16 protein-coding genes are annotated in these 15,654 nt (G+C 61.2%); 8 read left to right on the forward strand and 8 right to left on the reverse strand.

What is annotated here, in order from left to right; genetic code table 11:
* Positions 1–459 precede the first annotated feature (459 nt).
* The gene (locus B0G77_RS33310) at positions 460–1,110 is read right to left on the reverse strand and encodes an NAD(P)H-dependent oxidoreductase (protein WP_133666070.1); all 651 of its coding nucleotides are present in this window, start codon (positions 1,108–1,110) and stop codon (positions 460–462) included.
* A gap of 114 nt (positions 1,111–1,224) precedes the next feature.
* Between B0G77_RS33310 and B0G77_RS33315 the strand changes: the two genes are divergently transcribed.
* Entirely contained in the window at positions 1,225–2,076 is an 852-nt protein-coding gene (locus B0G77_RS33315; RefSeq protein WP_133666071.1) for a LysR substrate-binding domain-containing protein, read from the forward strand.
* Between the two features lie 501 nt (positions 2,077–2,577).
* On the opposite strand, the gene B0G77_RS33320 is transcribed toward B0G77_RS33315, so the two are convergent.
* Together B0G77_RS33320 and B0G77_RS43585 are read right to left on the reverse strand one after the other, a co-directional pair.
* Complete coding sequence (locus tag B0G77_RS33320; protein WP_133660315.1) at positions 2,578–4,092, reverse strand: winged helix-turn-helix domain-containing protein; 1,515 nt, start codon at positions 4,090–4,092, stop codon at positions 2,578–2,580.
* Positions 4,093–4,162: 70 nt separating this feature from the next.
* A complete protein-coding gene (locus B0G77_RS43585) occupies positions 4,163–4,756 on the reverse strand; it encodes a hypothetical protein (protein WP_243751316.1) in 594 nt (197 codons plus the stop codon).
* A gap of 40 nt (positions 4,757–4,796) precedes the next feature.
* Here B0G77_RS43585 and B0G77_RS44825 point away from each other — a divergent pair, with 40 nt between their 5' ends.
* Complete coding sequence (locus tag B0G77_RS44825; protein WP_243751317.1) at positions 4,797–5,225, forward strand: hypothetical protein; 429 nt, start codon at positions 4,797–4,799, stop codon at positions 5,223–5,225.
* 17 nt (positions 5,226–5,242) lie between these two features.
* On the opposite strand, the gene B0G77_RS43590 is transcribed toward B0G77_RS44825, so the two are convergent.
* Positions 5,243–5,413, reverse strand: coding sequence for a transposase family protein (locus B0G77_RS43590; protein ID WP_166656325.1), 171 nt, complete (start codon positions 5,411–5,413; stop codon positions 5,243–5,245).
* 122 nt (positions 5,414–5,535) lie between these two features.
* Between B0G77_RS43590 and B0G77_RS33330 the strand changes: the two genes are divergently transcribed.
* From B0G77_RS33330 to B0G77_RS33355, 6 genes are all read left to right on the forward strand, one after another.
* Entirely contained in the window at positions 5,536–6,549 is a 1,014-nt protein-coding gene (locus B0G77_RS33330; protein WP_133666073.1) for an ABC transporter substrate-binding protein, read from the forward strand.
* A gap of 104 nt (positions 6,550–6,653) precedes the next feature.
* On the forward strand, positions 6,654–7,448 hold the full coding sequence (locus B0G77_RS33335; protein ID WP_133666074.1) for an ABC transporter ATP-binding protein: 795 nt from the start codon (positions 6,654–6,656) through the stop codon (positions 7,446–7,448).
* 25 nt (positions 7,449–7,473) lie between these two features.
* Positions 7,474–8,334, forward strand: a complete 861-nt coding sequence (locus B0G77_RS33340; RefSeq protein WP_133666075.1) for an ABC transporter permease — start codon at positions 7,474–7,476, stop codon at positions 8,332–8,334.
* A gap of 242 nt (positions 8,335–8,576) precedes the next feature.
* A complete protein-coding gene (locus B0G77_RS33345) occupies positions 8,577–9,704 on the forward strand; it encodes a porin (RefSeq protein ID WP_133666076.1) in 1,128 nt (375 codons plus the stop codon).
* Between the two features lie 109 nt (positions 9,705–9,813).
* Positions 9,814–11,439 (forward strand): methyl-accepting chemotaxis protein, encoded by a 1,626-nt coding sequence (locus tag B0G77_RS33350; RefSeq protein WP_133666077.1) that lies wholly within the window; start codon positions 9,814–9,816, stop codon positions 11,437–11,439.
* A complete protein-coding gene (locus B0G77_RS33355) occupies positions 11,436–11,774 on the forward strand; it encodes a DUF3579 domain-containing protein (protein ID WP_133666078.1) in 339 nt (112 codons plus the stop codon). Before B0G77_RS33350 ends, B0G77_RS33355 begins: the two co-directional genes overlap by 4 nt.
* Positions 11,775–12,052: 278 nt before the next feature.
* Here the strand turns inward: B0G77_RS33355 and B0G77_RS33360 are convergent, their stop codons facing one another.
* The 4 genes from B0G77_RS33360 to B0G77_RS33375 form a co-directional block, all read right to left on the reverse strand.
* A complete protein-coding gene (locus B0G77_RS33360; protein WP_133666079.1) occupies positions 12,053–12,328 on the reverse strand; it encodes a hypothetical protein in 276 nt (91 codons plus the stop codon).
* 35 nt (positions 12,329–12,363) lie between these two features.
* Complete coding sequence (locus tag B0G77_RS33365) at positions 12,364–12,588, reverse strand: DUF4148 domain-containing protein (RefSeq protein ID WP_133666080.1); 225 nt, start codon at positions 12,586–12,588, stop codon at positions 12,364–12,366.
* A 164-nt stretch (positions 12,589–12,752) separates the two neighbouring features.
* Positions 12,753–14,105 (reverse strand): epoxide hydrolase, encoded by a 1,353-nt coding sequence (locus tag B0G77_RS33370; protein WP_133666081.1) that lies wholly within the window; start codon positions 14,103–14,105, stop codon positions 12,753–12,755.
* 455 nt (positions 14,106–14,560) lie between these two features.
* Entirely contained in the window at positions 14,561–15,598 is a 1,038-nt protein-coding gene (locus B0G77_RS33375; protein ID WP_133666082.1) for a LysR family transcriptional regulator, read from the reverse strand.
* Positions 15,599–15,654 lie beyond the last annotated feature (56 nt).

Here is a 15,654-nt window from a genome sequence, read left to right on the forward strand (position 1 = left end):
ACCTGCACTCCGTAGCTCGGGTAGTTGCCGACCGGGACAATCGCGCGGAAGGACCGCTGCTCTGTGTCGGCCATCGTCGACGTGCTTCCGGCTTCAAGTCTCAGACGGGTGGGCTTGCGACGGTCCCGAGCCGAACCACAGCGAGCGGCCTTGTTGTTCACATCGGACCGGACCCGGCCATCTCCAGCCATTGGCCCGTGGCGTAACGAGGACATTCGAACGTCCCATTCACATCGGAAACGGCCATAGGCCAGGTATCAGCTGAGTCGCCGCATATCGTCGCCTACGGAAATTCGCCGTGGGACCGGTCCGGGCAGTGGGACATTGACCCATGGGCAACGAATGTCCGCGATTCGATTTGTAGCGGCGGCCTATCCACTGCGCAAAACAGTTGGTACTCAACGCAATGAATATCGGCGGAATGAACCGTGACGCAACGCGTTGGTGGTCCGGACTAGTTCAGCCATCAACCGAAGCTGAAGCCGCGTCTACCAGCGCTACTGCCTGTTCGCGCGCAGCCTGTCTGCCCGTGTGATCGACCTCAGGTCCAAAGAGCGTTTTCTCGACGATGATCGATTCGATATCGGTGATACCGATGAGGCGCAGCCACGCTTCAAAAAACGGCCGCTGAAAGTCGAACGACTCGGCGGGCGTGCTCGACTGCTTTGAATAGTCGAGGCCTCTCGCATAGATCACGACTGCTTTCTTGCCCTTCAGCAATCCCGCTAACCCACGCTCGTCGAATGAGAAGAGGATGTCCCGGTGGGACACGGCGTCGATGAAATGCTTGAGCTTGTATGGGATGGAAAAATTCCACAGCGGCACGGAGATCAGCAGCGTATCCGCGTCGTACATCCGCTGCGCTAGCTGCCGGAAACCTGCCCACGCTTGCTGCTGGCCTTCGCTGAGAGGCGTGCCGCCCAAGTCCGCGTATTTGGCATCGAGCGCGTCGCCGTCGAGTTCCGGCAATTGAGTCGCCCACAGGTCGAGCACGTCGATCCGATGATCCGGATGAGCGTCGCGCCAGGCCTCCAGATACGAGTGCGCAACGTCGAGTGATGCGGACCGCGACTTGCGCGGGGAGGATTCGATATGCAGCAAGGTCGACATGGAACGACTCCTGATGGGTTGATGACCCTCATCAGAACATAGTTCGATTCAAAATATAAACGAAGTATCATCGCGATATTCAGTAGCATTCGCACTGTATTGCGGGGGCATCTCATGTTCGATACCGTTTTGCTGCGCTCTTTTGTGGCCGTCGTCCAGGAAGGAGGCTTCACGCACGCCGCGGCCCGTCTGAATCTGACGCAGTCCGCGGTCAGCGCGCATCTGCGGCGTCTGGAAAAACAGATCGGCCGCGACCTGCTCGTGCGCACAACGCGTTCGGTCACGCTCACAGTGGACGGCGAACTGCTGCTGGGTTACGCGCGCGCCATCCTCGCGCTTAATCAGGACGCGCGGGCGCAACTGCTTCGCGGACCGAGTGAGGGCACGCTCCGCGTGGGTCTGTCGGAAGACCTCGCCAATGTCAGACTGATGCATGTAATGCAGGCGTTTGCCGTGCGGTACCCGCGCATCGCGTTCAGCATCAGGGTCGGTATCCCGGGCGAACTGCTCCAGGCGATGGATCACAGTGAATTAGACGTGGTGATTGGTGGACGCTGCCACGATGCGCGCTCCGGACGCGTGCTCTGGCGCGAGCCGCTTGTGTGGGCCGGTGCGGATTGGGCGTCGCTAAAGCCTGGCGTACCAGTGCCGATTGCGCTGTTGCCGGAACCCTGCCCGTATCGTGAGGCCTCACTGGCAGCGCTTGCCCGCGCTGGCGTGGATTACCGGATCGTGCTGGTGTGCCCGAGCGGCGCCGGCCTGTGCGCCGCCGCGCACGCGGGCTTTGCGGTGACACCGATCGTGCATACACAACTTGCGCACGGCTTGCGTGCGATCGCGCCGGATGCCGGCCTGCCGGCACTGCCCGATGTCGAGTTCACGATGTTCGCGGCGCCGGGCGCATCGGCAAGGGTTGTCGATGAACTGGGCAACGCAATCGTGCTGGCATTCGCGCACAAAGGATGACCACGGTCATCGCGGCGACAGGTTTGGGATTTTCACGGCCAGAGTGCCGCGCGGCAATCAAGATGAGAACAGCGCGTCAATCAGGATGAGAGTACTGGCGTGGCGGCAGCGGGAACGGGCGTAGCCCGGAACCGCTGCCGCCAGAGGCACACGCATCCTCATCGGTTCACTGAGTTTCAGTGGCAGTTCGTGCCCACGGACGCTGGCAACGGCCGTATCGGGTTGAGGACGAGCGATTGGGGCCGAGTACTTGCGGGGAGAGAACAAGGCCCGGATGACCGCTGAACGTTTGGAACCTGCCATTGAGGTGGCGAGGGATCCAGTGACCGGATGGGGTCGCTATGTAAACCTCTGCATAGAGCAGAGATTTTTTTGGTTGGCGATCGCGGCTTCTGTCGAGGTTGATCGGCGTAGGTCTGGACATAGTTTCCGCTGCGGATTGAAGTGGTGGTCTCGCTTTAGTAACTAAAGAGTTAAGTCTTCGCGATTTGTGAGAAGACTTCAGTGTGCTGCGGCCAGAATTGGAACGATGTTGAAACGGGTGAGAGAACAGGCAGCAGCGATGGCGGCGCGGCCCAGACGCGTGAGGTAGTAGCGGTAGGTATGGGCCACCTTCTTGATCAAGCCGAGTGTGCGCAGTCGCGAGAGCTGTCGGGACAGCACCGGGGCGCTCATGTCCACATGCCTGGCCAGATCGGCACGGCGCAGGCCATGCACGTTGAACTCGCCGCGCTGCAAGGCACGCAGCAGTGCTTGCTCGCCGCCGTTGAAGAAGTTGAGTCCTTTGACCCTGCGCTCATTACTGCCCACGCGGGACTGGCTCAAACGTTGAAGGTCGCGCTCACCTGCGCTGGGGTCATCCAGACTCGACAAAAACGCGAGGTAGCGCTGGTTGCAGCCCAGCATGATCTCGCGCAGGTCGAACAGGCTGTAGATGGTTTTCCTCAACGCTGCGAGTTCGTAGGTGCTTTGGCCATTCCTGTGTTCCACCTTGCGGTGGTGTTTGAAGAAGCTCACGTCGTTGATGGTGGTTTCTATCCGCAACACATGGGAGAACTTGTCGTAAACCTTGACGCTGGCAACGCCCATATGGTGCTTGATGCAGCGTCCCTCGATGCGGGTGGACAGCCGCGAGCCGATCTCCTGCGCCAATTGCGGCGTGACCTTCTTGCCCAGGAAGCCGGCTACTTTCCCGGCGTGCGCGGCCAGCACCGCCTGACGCGACAGCACGTCGTACAGCGGCACCAGCGTCTGTTGGCTGCGGAACATCAGGTCAGTGGAATACTCGGCCTGCCGCAGGCTCCAGTGGTAGGTCTGGCCGAACACGTCGAGCACCGGGCACAGCCACTGCGCGTAGCGGTCCAGTCGCTCATGCAGCATATCGGGGCTCAGCGCGTCGGCGATGGCCTGTGCACGGTCCATATCGGCAATGCGCAAAAAGGCGTTGTCGGCCTGCACGAACCCGATGCCCTCGCGCTTGAGCGCACGGGCCACGGCGCCGTGGCCATTGCAGTAGAACTGCAAGCCGAACGGTGCCCAGGTCGGGACCCTGAGGTAGCACAGCCCGAGTTCGTCATCGATGAAGTAGAAGTAGTAGTGCAGACACTTGCCCGTCTCGGGGCGCAGGTAGGTCTTGCCGCTGCTCTTGTCGTGCCACGGCTTGTAGCTCGGGCAGGCCTCCATCGCCGAGATGACGTGCACCAGCCCGGGTGCATCGCCACGCCCCTGCAGCACGCGTGCCACCAGATCTTCCTTGCGGATGTGGCTCTTGTTGACGTGCTCAATCTCGATGCCGGCGGCAGCGCAGACCTCTTGCGCGCGCACACGGATGCGTTCGCGCAGCGGTTCGGCGAACCTGGCGTAGTCGAATAGGCGAATGCCGTTGGCGTTCAGAAAACTCGTCATGCCCGCTGCGTAGCACGCGCCAGGCAGCGTGCCCGTGATCAGGATTCGGTCAAAGCACGACAGCACGCCGTGCAAATTCGCCGCGTAACGCTCAATCAGATCGGCCTTCATGGTTCACTTCGGCATCGGCTGGCTATATGGCTACGCATCGTACTACCTGTTTGGTTCCGGCTCGTCCGGCTTAGGCATGCACGATCTCCGAGCGGCCATGGGGCAGTTGCGTGAGAGTAAAGCTAGCGGTGGTACAGCTGCCGTTCATCTGCAACCGCGCGACAGTGCCGGATGGGCCGCTTAGGGTGACCATGGTGGTGCCCCCGCCGCCTGTAACCGTGAAACCGGTCGCCTCGGCATCCAGTTCTATCGTGTGGGTCTGCGCAAAGCCGTCAATGGTCCCTGAAAATGCCCCGGGGCTTCGTCGTTCAAGCCGCGCGCTGGGACCGGAAAAGGCGATCGTCTGAGGGGCTTGAACGTCCTCAACCGTTGCTACGCCGTTTGACTGCAACTCGATCGTACCGCTGTCGGAGAGTAGTTTTCCAAAGCAGCGCAGGTGGCCGCCTGAAGCGACCGTGATTGTGCCGGCGTTGTCGATGTCGCCAATAAGGTTCAATGGCTTACCGGCAGTTATCGTCCCGTTGATGACAAAACCCGCGGAAGCGGTCACCGTCCCGTGCCCGGTCAGTGTCCCCTGATCGTCGATCTCCAGGGCGGTCGTCTCGATTTGCCCGTCGCTCAGCGTTAGCGTTGCATTCACGTAAATCTGCACGCCTGCAGACACGGAGCCCTTTCCCCCCCACCGAGAGTGAGCCCGTTCCCATGTGTGGAACCTCAAGCATGTTGGCGACGACGAGGCGCGCATTTTCGCCGTTGACCGACACGGAGCCCTGTCCTCCTTGCTGCCCTGCCATGGGCGGCGGTGCCCAACCAATCGCCATGTCCTCCGCGACGACGGAGGCACCTGCGTTGACCTCCAGCGTTCCGATGCCCTTGCGCCCGACAATCACCTGTCCGCGCGCCACCAGCGTCGCATCCGAGACCGTGACCTGGCCAGTGGCAACCTGGACCTGGTGGTCAATGTAGTGGGCGTGATTTCCGATTACCAGGGCCCACGGGTAGATGAGCGGGTCGTTGTTCCCGACGGCGACCACCGCACCATTCTTGATGGTCATCTGGCCGTTGCCCTCCTGGCCAACAGACATGGGCAGATTCCCGCCGTCGACGACGGCGCGCGCTCCCTCTACCAGTAACGTTGCACTAGACCCAGCTACGGATGCGACGGGGAGAGCGGTATCAGCCAATCCAGGTACTCGCGCCGAATCGTGCCGATGACCCGCTCGCAGATCGCATTGGCGGTCGGCGTCCGGGGTGGCGACTTCAGCACGGTCAACCCGAGTCGGCTGATGGAATCGTCCAGATGCCGGCCTGTGGTCGCCATGGAAATCCCCTATGAAACATCGATCTCCATGAAAGCTGGGGGAAGGATTCGTTTTCCTAGAATCGCACCATCGATGTAGACAGGCGACATTCCGCCGCCACAGACAACAACGGAGACTATCGATGACCACGAGCATTCGCACGCTGCGCCATATCGCCATCGCTTCCAGCCTGCTATTTGGCCTTGCTTCCCAGCAAGCGATGGCGGCCGACAGCGGCAAAATCACGATCATGGTCGGCGGAGCCACCAAGATCATCTATCTGCCGGCCAAACTGACCGAACAGCTCGGCTATTTCAAGGACGAAGGGCTCGACGTCGAGGTCCTGTCGCAGCCGGCCGGCGTTGACGCTGAAAACGAATTGCTGGCTGGCGCTGTGCAGGCTGTTGTCGGTTTCTATGACCACACGATCGATCTGCAAACCAAAGGCAAGGACGTCAAGGCGATCGTCGTGTTCGGTCAGGTGCCGGGCGAGGTCGAAATGGTGTCGACCAAGGCCGCCGACACGGTCAAATCGATGGCCGATGTCAAGGGCAAGACGCTTGGCGTGACGGGCCTCGGATCGTCGACAAGCTTTCTTACTCAATACCTTGCCGGACAGCACGGCATCCAGTCGACGGAATACACGATGCTGCCGGTGGGGGCCGACGCCAGCTTTATCGCGGCAATCAAGCAGGGCCGCATCGACGCTGGCATGACGACCGAGCCCACTGTATCCGCATTGCAGAAGTCCGGCGACGCGAAGGTGCTCGTCGATATGCGCTCGGTCGAGGGCACGAAGGCGGCGTTGGGCGGCACCTATCCGGCGTCGAGCCTCTATGTGCAAGCGGCGTGGGCTGATGCGCACAAGGCTGACGCAACCAAGCTTGCGCATGCGTTCGTTCGCACGATGCAGTTCATCCACACGCATAGCGCCGAAGAAATCGCCGCAAAGATGCCCGACGACTACCAGAAGGACAAGCCGCTCTACGTGGGTGCACTGAAGGCGTCGCTGCCAATGTTCACGCCGGACGGCAAAATGCCGGCCGACGGTCCGGTGACCGTGCTGAAGGTGTTGTCGGCGTTCAACCCATCAGTCAAGGGCAAGCACATCGAGCTTGCCAAAACCTATACCAACGAGTTTGTTGAAGCGAAATAAGTCAGCGCTTGCCGGTCGCGTTGCATCTGCATCCGATGCGGCCGGATTTCGTTGCGCTTCCGGTGCCGCGTTCGCGGCACCGGCCACTTCCACGGATGTTCCTGATGAACCACGCTGTTTCCCGAGACACCCCTGTGATTGAGTTCCGCTCGGTCTCATGCCGTTTCATTTCCCCGGACGGCAAGGCGACGATCGCGTTACGCGATTTCAGCATGTCGGTGGCGAGAGGCGAATTCGTCGCCGTCGTCGGACCGACGGGCTGCGGCAAGTCGACCACGCTCAGCATGATCACGGGCCTCCTGAAGCCGACCACCGGCGAAGTGCGCATCATGGGCGCGCCGGTCGATGGCATCGATCCGCGCATCGGCTTCGTGTTTCAGGCGGACGCCGTGTTTCCGTGGCGTTCGGTGCTCGATAACGTCGCGGCGGGTCCGCTGTATCGCGGGCGCTCGAAATCGGCGGCCTACGACGAGGCCAATGAATGGCTGCGCCGCGTGGGTCTCGACAAGTTCGGCAAGCACTATCCGCATCAACTGTCGGGCGGGATGCGCAAGCGCGTCGCGCTGGCGCAGACCTTCATCAACAAGCCGGAAATCCTGCTGATGGACGAGCCGTTCTCCGCGCTCGACATGCAGACCCGCACGCTGATGCAGGACGAGCTGCTGCAGCTGTGGTCAGGCACGGGCTCGGTCGTGTTCGTCACGCACGATCTCGAGGAAGCGATTGCGCTCGCCGACCGTGTGTTCGTGCTGACCGCGCGGCCCGCGACGCTCAAGAAGGTGTATGAGATCGACCTGCCGCGTCCGCGCGTCACCTCGGAGATCCGCTACGAGCCGCGCTTCATCGAGATCTCACGCGACATCTGGCACGACCTGCGCGAAGAAGTGCAGATCGGTTAATCAAGCAAAGCGGAGCACATCAGGCATGTCCACCCCTCAACAAACGATGCCCGCGGGCATCGACCCCACGTCGCTCGCGCAGGTCGAGCGCGTCGCGCAAAAGCGTATCCGTCAGCGTCACGCGCTGGTGGTTTCGCTGCGCATTCTGGTGCTGGTCGTCGTGCTCGGCGGCTGGGAACTGTCCGCACGGCTCAAGTGGATCGATCCGTTCTTCTTCTCGATGCCCTCGGCGATCTTCGCGCAGATCGTCGACTGGTTCGTGAACGGCACCTCGCAAGGGCCGCTTCTGACCCAAGTCTGGGTGACGCTCGAAGAAACCGGTCTGGGCTTCATCATCGGCTCGGTGGCGGGCATCTTCTGCGGCATCGTGCTGGGCCGCAACAAGCTGCTGTCCGACGTGTTCAGCCTCTACATCAAGATCGCCAACTCGATTCCGCGCGTCGTGCTCGGCTCGGTGTTCGTGATTGCGCTGGGTCTCGGGATGGCGTCGAAGGTGGCGCTGGCGGTCGTGATGGTGTTTTTCGTCGTGTTTGCCAACGCGTTCCAGGGCGTGTGTGAAGCCGACCGCTACATGATCGCGAACGCGCAGATTCTGGGCGCATCGCGCCGTCAGGTGACGACATCGGTGGTGATTCCGTCGGCGCTCAGCTGGATTCTGGCCAGCCTGCACGTGAGCTTTGGCTTCGCGCTGGTCGGTGCGGTGGTGGGCGAGTTCCTGGGTTCGAAGCAGGGCATCGGGCTGCTGATCTCGACCGCGCAGGGCGCGTTCAACGCGAGTGGCGTATTCGCGGCGATGATCGTGCTCGCGGTGGTGGCGCTTACGGCGGACTATCTGCTCACCACACTGGAAAAGCGTCTGTTGAAGTGGAGACCCGCGGCATTCTGATCTTCAAGGGGGTGGAAGGATACCCATTCTGCGCAGCAAAGATGCCACGTAGTTAATGCCGGTTCTGTGATGTATATCAGTGAATGCACTTAGTGGTACAGACGAGACAGGAAAGGTGGCTGAAGGATTGAGATGACTAGGATTGCGCTCATCCGCTGACATGGGACGTCACTGGGTATTCGGACCGCGGTTGCAGCGTGCAACAGAAGCGATATTTTGTGTAGTAATTAGAGGAGACGATCTTGAAGAAAAAGTATCTGGCTTTGACCGTTACGGCAGGGGCCTTTGCAGCTACCGGCGCGCACGCTCAGTCAAGCGTTCAGCTTTATGGCCTGATGGATCTGAGCGTACCAACCTATCAGTCGCACGCGAATGCGAACGGCGATCACGTGATCGGCATGGGTATTGGCGGCGAACCGTGGTTCAGCGGCAGCCGCTGGGGTCTGAAGGGGGCGGAGGACATCGGTGGGGGTTCGAAGATCATTTTCCGGCTGGAGAGTGAATTTCGCGTGAGCGATGGCAAGATGGAAGACCCGGGCCAGATCTTCGATCGTGACGCGTGGGTAGGCATCCAGAACGACACGTTCGGCAAGATCACGGCGGGGTTCCAGAACACCATCGCTCGCGACGCATCGACAATTTATGGCGATCCGTATGGCTCGGCCCAACTGACCACCGAAGAAGGTGGCTGGACCAATGCGAACAACTTCAAGCAGATGATTTTCTACGCGGCCAGCGCAACAGGCACGCGCTATGAAAATGGCCTCGCGTGGAAGAAACTGTTCAGCAACGGTATCTTCGCCAGTGCGGGCTACGCGTTCGGTAACTCAACGAGTTTCGGTACCAACGCCAACTACCAGGCAGCGCTCGGGTACAACGGCGGCCCGTTCAATGTGTCGGGCTTCTATAGCCACGTGAACCGCGAAGGTTTCACCAACCAGTCGTTCTCGGTCGGTGGCAATTACACTTTCGGCATCTTGCGCACCAACGCCGGTTACTTCCGTTACCTGGGTAATCAGGGTACGCTCGGCCAGCGTCAGGACAACGCGTGGACAGTGTCGCTCAAGCTTTCGCCGAAGGGTCCGTTCGACTATCAACTCGGCTATCAGCAGATGCGCACGAAGAACGCCGCGTACAACATCGATGGCGATATCCCGAACGCGAACCTTGGCGCTTTTGACCCGACGTCGGCCCTCCACAACGGCTGGAAGGAGACGCTGTACTGGTCGGCCTTCTATCACCTGTCGAAGCGCACGGAAGTGTATGTGGCGGGTGACTACATGAAGCTTCATGGCGGCTACACAGTCGGAACCACCTTTGGTGCGACCAACCAGCTCGAACTGACCACAGGCATTCGCACCCGTTTCTGATCCGGGAATCAGCTTCGCGCTGGTCGTTTCATCGATGTGCTCCTACTGGCGGCGGCGGACTTATCCGACCGCCGCATTTTTTCTGTTTAGCGGGTCGGGGGAAGCAGCCATGTTCAGAACTACTACTATCCGGACGGCTCTAACGATCACGATCGCTGGCTACACGGCCGCGCTGATGCTCGTGATCGCAACATCGATCGCCAGCCTGAAAACGGCCAACACGGCGCTCGACAGGTTGTACAGCGAGGAAACGGCCGCGCTGCGACATCTTACCGCCAGCAGCGAAGCGCTCCTGCAGGTGCGGGTCGATCTCGGTGCGTACGAAACGCTCGTCGCACAGGGAAAACCGACCGAGGCCGTGCTGGCGCGAGTGCACGCCGGGCAGGCTGACAGCGATCGCGAACTGGCTGCCTATGCCGCGCAGCCGCCCTCGAATGAGGTTGAGAGGAAGCTGGGCGACGCGCTGCGCGCGAAGCGCGAGGTGTTGATGAAACAGGCGCTTGCGCCTGAAATCGCGGCGCTCGACCAGAACGATTTCATGTCGTTCCGGACGACGCAGCGGCAGGCACCCGACACATTGTTCAGTGACTACAGGAGCGCCGCGCTCGCGCTGGAGGATTTTCAGGCAGAGCAGCAAAAGTCGCGTTTTGCGTCGGCACAACAGCATTTCCACATGCTCCTCTGGCTGTTCGGCGCAATTGGGTCCGCTGCGATCGTGCTGGGTCTGTTCGCACGCTTCATGCTGACGGCGTCGATCGTGCGGCCCATTAATCAGGCGATTCGTCATTTCGAGCGCATCGCGTCTGGAGACCTGACAAGCGCGATTGATACGCTGCGCGCCAACGAAATGGGCCGGTTGATGACCGCGCTTGCCCGGATGCAGGCAGCGCTCGCCGGTGCCGTGAACCAGGTGCGGCAAGGGACGGCAGCGATCACGCACGGCGTCCGCGAAATCGCGAGCGGCAATGCCGACCTGTCGACCCGGACCGAGCAGCAGGCGGCGACCCTGGAGGAGACCGCATCGAGCATGGAAGAGTTGACTGCCACTGTCCGGCAAAATGCCGACAACGCGCGGCAGGCCAGCGCGCTCGCGGAAAACGCGTCGGAGATCGCGGCGCGCGGCGGCGACGTCGTCGGCCAGGTTGTCGACGTGATCGCGGACATGTCATCGAGTTCAAGTCGGATCGTCGATATCATTGGTGCGATCGAGGGCATCGCGTTCCAAACCAACATCCTCGCGTTGAATGCAGCCGTCGAAGCTGCGAGGGCCGGCGAAGAGGGACGCGGCTTCGCAGTGGTCGCGAGCGAAGTGCGCGCGCTCGCGCAACGCTCGGCCGCTGCTGCGAAAGAGATCAGAGAGCTGATCGGCGATTCGGTTGCCAAGGTGCAGAACGGCAGCGAACTCGCGGCTCGCGCAGGCATGACGATGGCAGAAATCGTCAGGGCGGCACGCAACGTCACTGGCATTGTCAGCGAAATCAGCGTGGCCTCGGAAGAACAGTCACGCGGTATCGACCAGATCAACCGTGCGGTGACGCAGATGGATAACGCGACCCAGCAGAACGCCGCATTGGTGGAGCAGGCAGCCGCGGCCGCTGCGTCGCTGGAAGAACAGGCGCGCGCTCTCGACGGCGCAGTGGCGGTTTTCCGGCTGGATGAAAAAGCGGAGGCGCCTGCCGGGAAACTCGGACAGCAGAACTGGACGGCGCTCCAGCCATCAACCGTATTCGCATGACGACAGCCGACTGCAGCGAACACTATCTGATCAGGGGCCTCACGCACCACCGGAAGGTATTCCGCCCGAGCGACTGGGCCGAGCGTCTGATGGGCGTCATCGTTCTCTTCGTCGGGGAGCGTCGGCCCGGCGTTCACATTGCCTCAACGCGGCTCGCCATGCCTCTCGTCGACACCGGCGTTAAATGCCTGATTGTTTCCAGTGAACTCCGGAGAGTGTGCCCTGAAGCGTTTGATTTCGTTGTCCGGTTTGCAGAAGATAATGATCTGCCAGTGGACAGTCGTTTGACGTCCAGCGACGGGGCTCGCCAGTCGAGTCCGGCGCCGGCTGGCTGATTTGCGCCCTATTGGTACGGCGCTGCCTCTCGCGGGCCAGGCCATGCGATGGCCGAGTCCGCCACAGTCCAACCTGCCGCGTTGATCTGCGGTCCATGCAACAGGACTGCGCGATACGCAGGAGATGCACGATGAACGCCCGAGCGGCGGGCCATGGCCCGCACACTCGGGCGCTCGGTCGCGACCGTGAGCCCGTCGCGTCCGCCCGTTGTGCGGGTCTTGCCCGTGTACAGCACGTTGTCGATTCGAGTCGTGATGAACTCCTTGTCGCGGTGCCATCAGTGATGCGAGTAGGTGAAGAAAGGATCGCGGGCCGCGAGCCGCGTACCCGACTGCGATGTCGTATCGGACATGCCGCCGAACGCCCGCGTGCCGTGATCGGCGTTGCCCTGATCGATGATGATTGTCTGGCTATTCAGGCCGCGTTGCGACGCGGGCGCGCCTGTGATCGGGTCGTAGTGCGGGGCCGGACCGTAGCCGCTGCTGGCGAAGGCGGAGCCGGTCGCAACTGCACTGGCTCCGATGAGGAAGGCGGCGATGAGATGCCTGTTCATGATGGGACCTCGGATAAGTATGTCGATGTGCAGGTTCAGCTTCCGCGATAGAGCGTTCTGAGACTGGCGAGCTGGCCGTTCCTCTGCGCCTGCACCAATTCGTGACGCACCTCGGCACGCGTCTTCGGCGATGCGCCGATGCGACTCGTACCGGATTGCGCCGTCTGCGTGGAGGTGGCGGTCGTCGCGTCATCGGCGGCCTGAGCGAAGCCCGAAACGGTGAATGCGGCAAAAGCCAAAGCGATAATCGAAGTTTTCATGCTGTTCTCCTTGAAACGATGAAGGGTTGGGAAACACCCGGAACGCATTGGCTGCGTGGCAACTGGTCGCGCTCCGTCGTTAATGCATTTGGGCGCGCCGTCGTATCTGGTGTGTGTCGTGAACCGGGCGTTTTGCAAAACGTGCGACAGCAACCGGCGGGGCCTCACTGTTGTCGGCGCAGCGGTCTGAACGCCGCGCGGAGCTCCTCGGCGAAGAGTTGTGGCTGTTCCCACGCGGCGAAGTGGCCGCCTTTCTCAGCTCGGTGGTAATAGATGAGGTTGGGATAAGCCTTCGCTGTCCAGCTCCGGGGCACCTGATATTGCTCGCCGGGAAACACGCTCACGGCCACCGGGATCTTGACGCCTTTGGCGTTGAAGAAGCCACCCTTATATTCCCAGTAGAGACGAGACGCAGACACGCCCGTGTTGGTCAGCCAATACAGCGTGATGTTGTCGAGGATTTCGTCACGCGTCAGTTCGCCTGTGGCGCTCGTGGACCGGTTCAGAGCCGAGGCGACTGCTGCGGCTGGCTGGCCATTGGCATCATTGTGGTCGAGGAGCCACGCGGCAAGGCCAACGGGTGAATCGTCAATGCCATAGAGTGTCTGTGGCCGCGACCCCATCAAGCGGGCGTAGTCCACTTCCTTGAACGTCTCGGCGAGCTGCCCGTAAGCGCGGGTCTCGTCCGCCGACAGACCGGCTGGCGCCGGGGCGCAGTTCTGGAGCGCCTTGTCGATGTCCGCAGGAACCGTCGCGGGCATGTTGGTGTGAATGCCGAGCAATCCCGGAGGTGCCTGCAAGCCCATTTGATCGACGACGAACGCACCCCAGTCGCCGCCCTGAGCGACGTAGTGCTGATATCCGAGACGGCGCATCAGCTCGGCCCAGGCGCGCGCCATGTGCTCGGGACCCCAGCCGGTCGTCGTCGGCTTACCGGAGAAACCGTAGCCCGGCATCGACGGGATGACGACGTCGAATGAGTCTTCAACCTTTCCGCCATACGCGACCGGGTCCGTTAACGGTCCGATCAGTTTGATCTGTTCGAGCACGGAGCCGGGCCAACCATAGTTGATGATCAATGGAAGCGCATTGGGGTTCTTCGAACGAACATGGATGAAATGGATGTCCACTCCGTCGATGGTCGTCACGAACTGCGGAAGGGCATTCAGCTTCGCTTCCGCTTTACGCCAGTCATAGTCCGTCGCCCAATAGCGTGCGAGATTCTGCATGGTCGCGAGTGGCACGCCCTGCGAAGAGTCTGCGACGGTCTCCTTCACCGGCCATTGCGTGGCGGCGATCCGCCGGCGAAGCTCGTCAATGGCTGCCTGCGGCACATGGACTTTGGGGGACGGACGGATTGAGTCGTCCTCAGCCGTTGCGGGCTGTTTCGTGGAAGGCAGGCCCGCAGCCGGAACCGGATGGGCGTAGCTGAAGGCAGTGCCGAGTGTAATGCCCACTGCGGCCGCGACGGATGCAACAAACCTGCGTCGGATGGGCGCTGACGATACTAAAGACATGGTGATTCTCCGAACAAGAGCGTGCGAGTCTGCGGAGCGCGCACGGTTACGCGCTCTGTTACTGACTTCATGTTTAACCTCTGAATCGAGTTGACAGGCAAACATTGCGAAGCCTTTGAGATGCAGTCTAGGGAGCACGCTTCGGAAGAAAAAGACAGCGTTCGGTAAAAGCCTTTTTTAATCTGCTAAAAAACTACGGAGTGCAAACTTTGCACCGTAACTGATGACCTGCGGTTGCCTTGCTCGATCAAGGCAGCAATCGTTTGCTTTCGGCAATGAGCGACGGCTGCGACGTCTCCGCGCTTGCCAGCGATAGCTGCCGAGCGGTCATCTCTACTGGAGCAGCATGGGCGTGCAGTCGCGTAACGACGGCTTCAGCACGCGCTGCCTGGAGGCCTTCGTGAGGCGATTGGACTGCCCGTGCGCCGGGCGCGGAACGTGGCCTTTGCGGGGACCTAAGCGGCACGATCCAGGGGGATGCCATCGAGGGAGACCAGTTCTCCATTGTGCTTCGAGACGCCGGCAAGCTCATCGGAATCACGCGATCTGAATGTGGGGATCCAGTGAGTTCGGGTGTTCAGAGCGGATTCCTGCGAGGAAATCCTCGCGCCGAGGTCATCCTTGAGGAAGTCGACGAACGTGCGGATCTTTGCGTCGATATAACGGCGCGAAGCATAAACCGAATAGACTTTGCGAGTGGGCAACTGAAACTGCGGCAGGACGCGCACGAGCGTTCCGGCGCGCAGGTCGTCGATTGCCGAGTAAACGGCCAGCGCGCCGATCCCCGCGCCCGCGCGCAGCGCCATGCGTAAGGCCTCCGGATCGTTGACCCTGAAGCGTGCAGTCGATGAAATCGACAGCACGCTGTCGGCACTCTCGAGCTGCCAGTCATTCGCCGGCGACGCAGGCGACTGTATCCGCACGCATGCATGGCGTTCCAGGTCTTCCGGCGAACGCGACGGAGGATGCTTCTCCAGATACGACGGTGCAGCGACCAGCACGCTGTAGCTGGTGCCTGTCACCTGGCTAACGTAGCCAGAGTCAGGAAGCGCTTGTGCCGTCACGACCGATACGTCGAACTGTTCCTCGACGAGTCTTGGCATCGTCGACGACAGCACGAGCTCAATGTTCACGTTCGGATAACGCTTCTGATAGTCGACGATGCAAGCTGCGAGATGCGTCTGTCCAAGCCCAGGCATTGCGTGAACGCGAAGCGTGCCGTATGGTTCGTTCAGCGCATCGCCGGCTTCGGCGTCGGCGTAATCGAGGTCGGCGAGAATCTGCTGACAGCGTCGGTAGTAGCGCTCGCCCGCATCAGTGAGCGTGATGCGGCGCGTCGTGCGATGAAACAGCCGGACACGCAACTCGTCTTCCAGTACCGAAACAGCGCGCGAGACGTGCGCGACGTTGCTATTGATAACGTTGGCCACGGCGGTGAAACTGCCGGCCTCAACGACGCGTGAAAACACGCGCATGTGGTGGATCTTGTCCATGAAACGCTTCCCTTGAGCAGTGTCGCGTTGACCATCACAGTGCAACTCACGAAGAG

It is taken from the genome of Paraburkholderia sp. BL10I2N1, from assembly GCF_004361815.1.
In the GTDB taxonomy this organism is placed as follows: domain Bacteria; phylum Pseudomonadota; class Gammaproteobacteria; order Burkholderiales; family Burkholderiaceae; genus Paraburkholderia.

Coding starts and splice junctions, on each gene's coding strand:
- B0G77_RS43590 (WP_166656325.1), bottom strand. CDS start 5,413: ATGGCGACCACAGGCCGGCATCTGGACGATTCCATCAGCCGACTCGGG.
- B0G77_RS33365 (WP_133666080.1), bottom strand. CDS start 12,588: ATGAAAACTTCGATTATCGCTTTGGCTTTTGCCGCATTCACCGTTTCG.
- B0G77_RS33350 (WP_133666077.1), top strand. CDS start 9,814: ATGTTCAGAACTACTACTATCCGGACGGCTCTAACGATCACGATCGCT.
- B0G77_RS33340 (WP_133666075.1), top strand. CDS start 7,474: ATGTCCACCCCTCAACAAACGATGCCCGCGGGCATCGACCCCACGTCG.
- B0G77_RS33370 (WP_133666081.1), bottom strand. CDS start 14,105: ATGTCTTTAGTATCGTCAGCGCCCATCCGACGCAGGTTTGTTGCATCC.
- B0G77_RS33315 (WP_133666071.1), top strand. CDS start 1,225: ATGTTCGATACCGTTTTGCTGCGCTCTTTTGTGGCCGTCGTCCAGGAA.
- B0G77_RS33335 (WP_133666074.1), top strand. CDS start 6,654: ATGAACCACGCTGTTTCCCGAGACACCCCTGTGATTGAGTTCCGCTCG.
- B0G77_RS33355 (WP_133666078.1), top strand. CDS start 11,436: ATGACGACAGCCGACTGCAGCGAACACTATCTGATCAGGGGCCTCACG.
- B0G77_RS33320 (WP_133660315.1), bottom strand. CDS start 4,092: ATGAAGGCCGATCTGATTGAGCGTTACGCGGCGAATTTGCACGGCGTG.
- B0G77_RS33330 (WP_133666073.1), top strand. CDS start 5,536: ATGACCACGAGCATTCGCACGCTGCGCCATATCGCCATCGCTTCCAGC.
- B0G77_RS33310 (WP_133666070.1), bottom strand. CDS start 1,110: ATGTCGACCTTGCTGCATATCGAATCCTCCCCGCGCAAGTCGCGGTCC.
- B0G77_RS33360 (WP_133666079.1), bottom strand. CDS start 12,328: ATGAACAGGCATCTCATCGCCGCCTTCCTCATCGGAGCCAGTGCAGTT.
- B0G77_RS33375 (WP_133666082.1), bottom strand. CDS start 15,598: ATGGACAAGATCCACCACATGCGCGTGTTTTCACGCGTCGTTGAGGCC.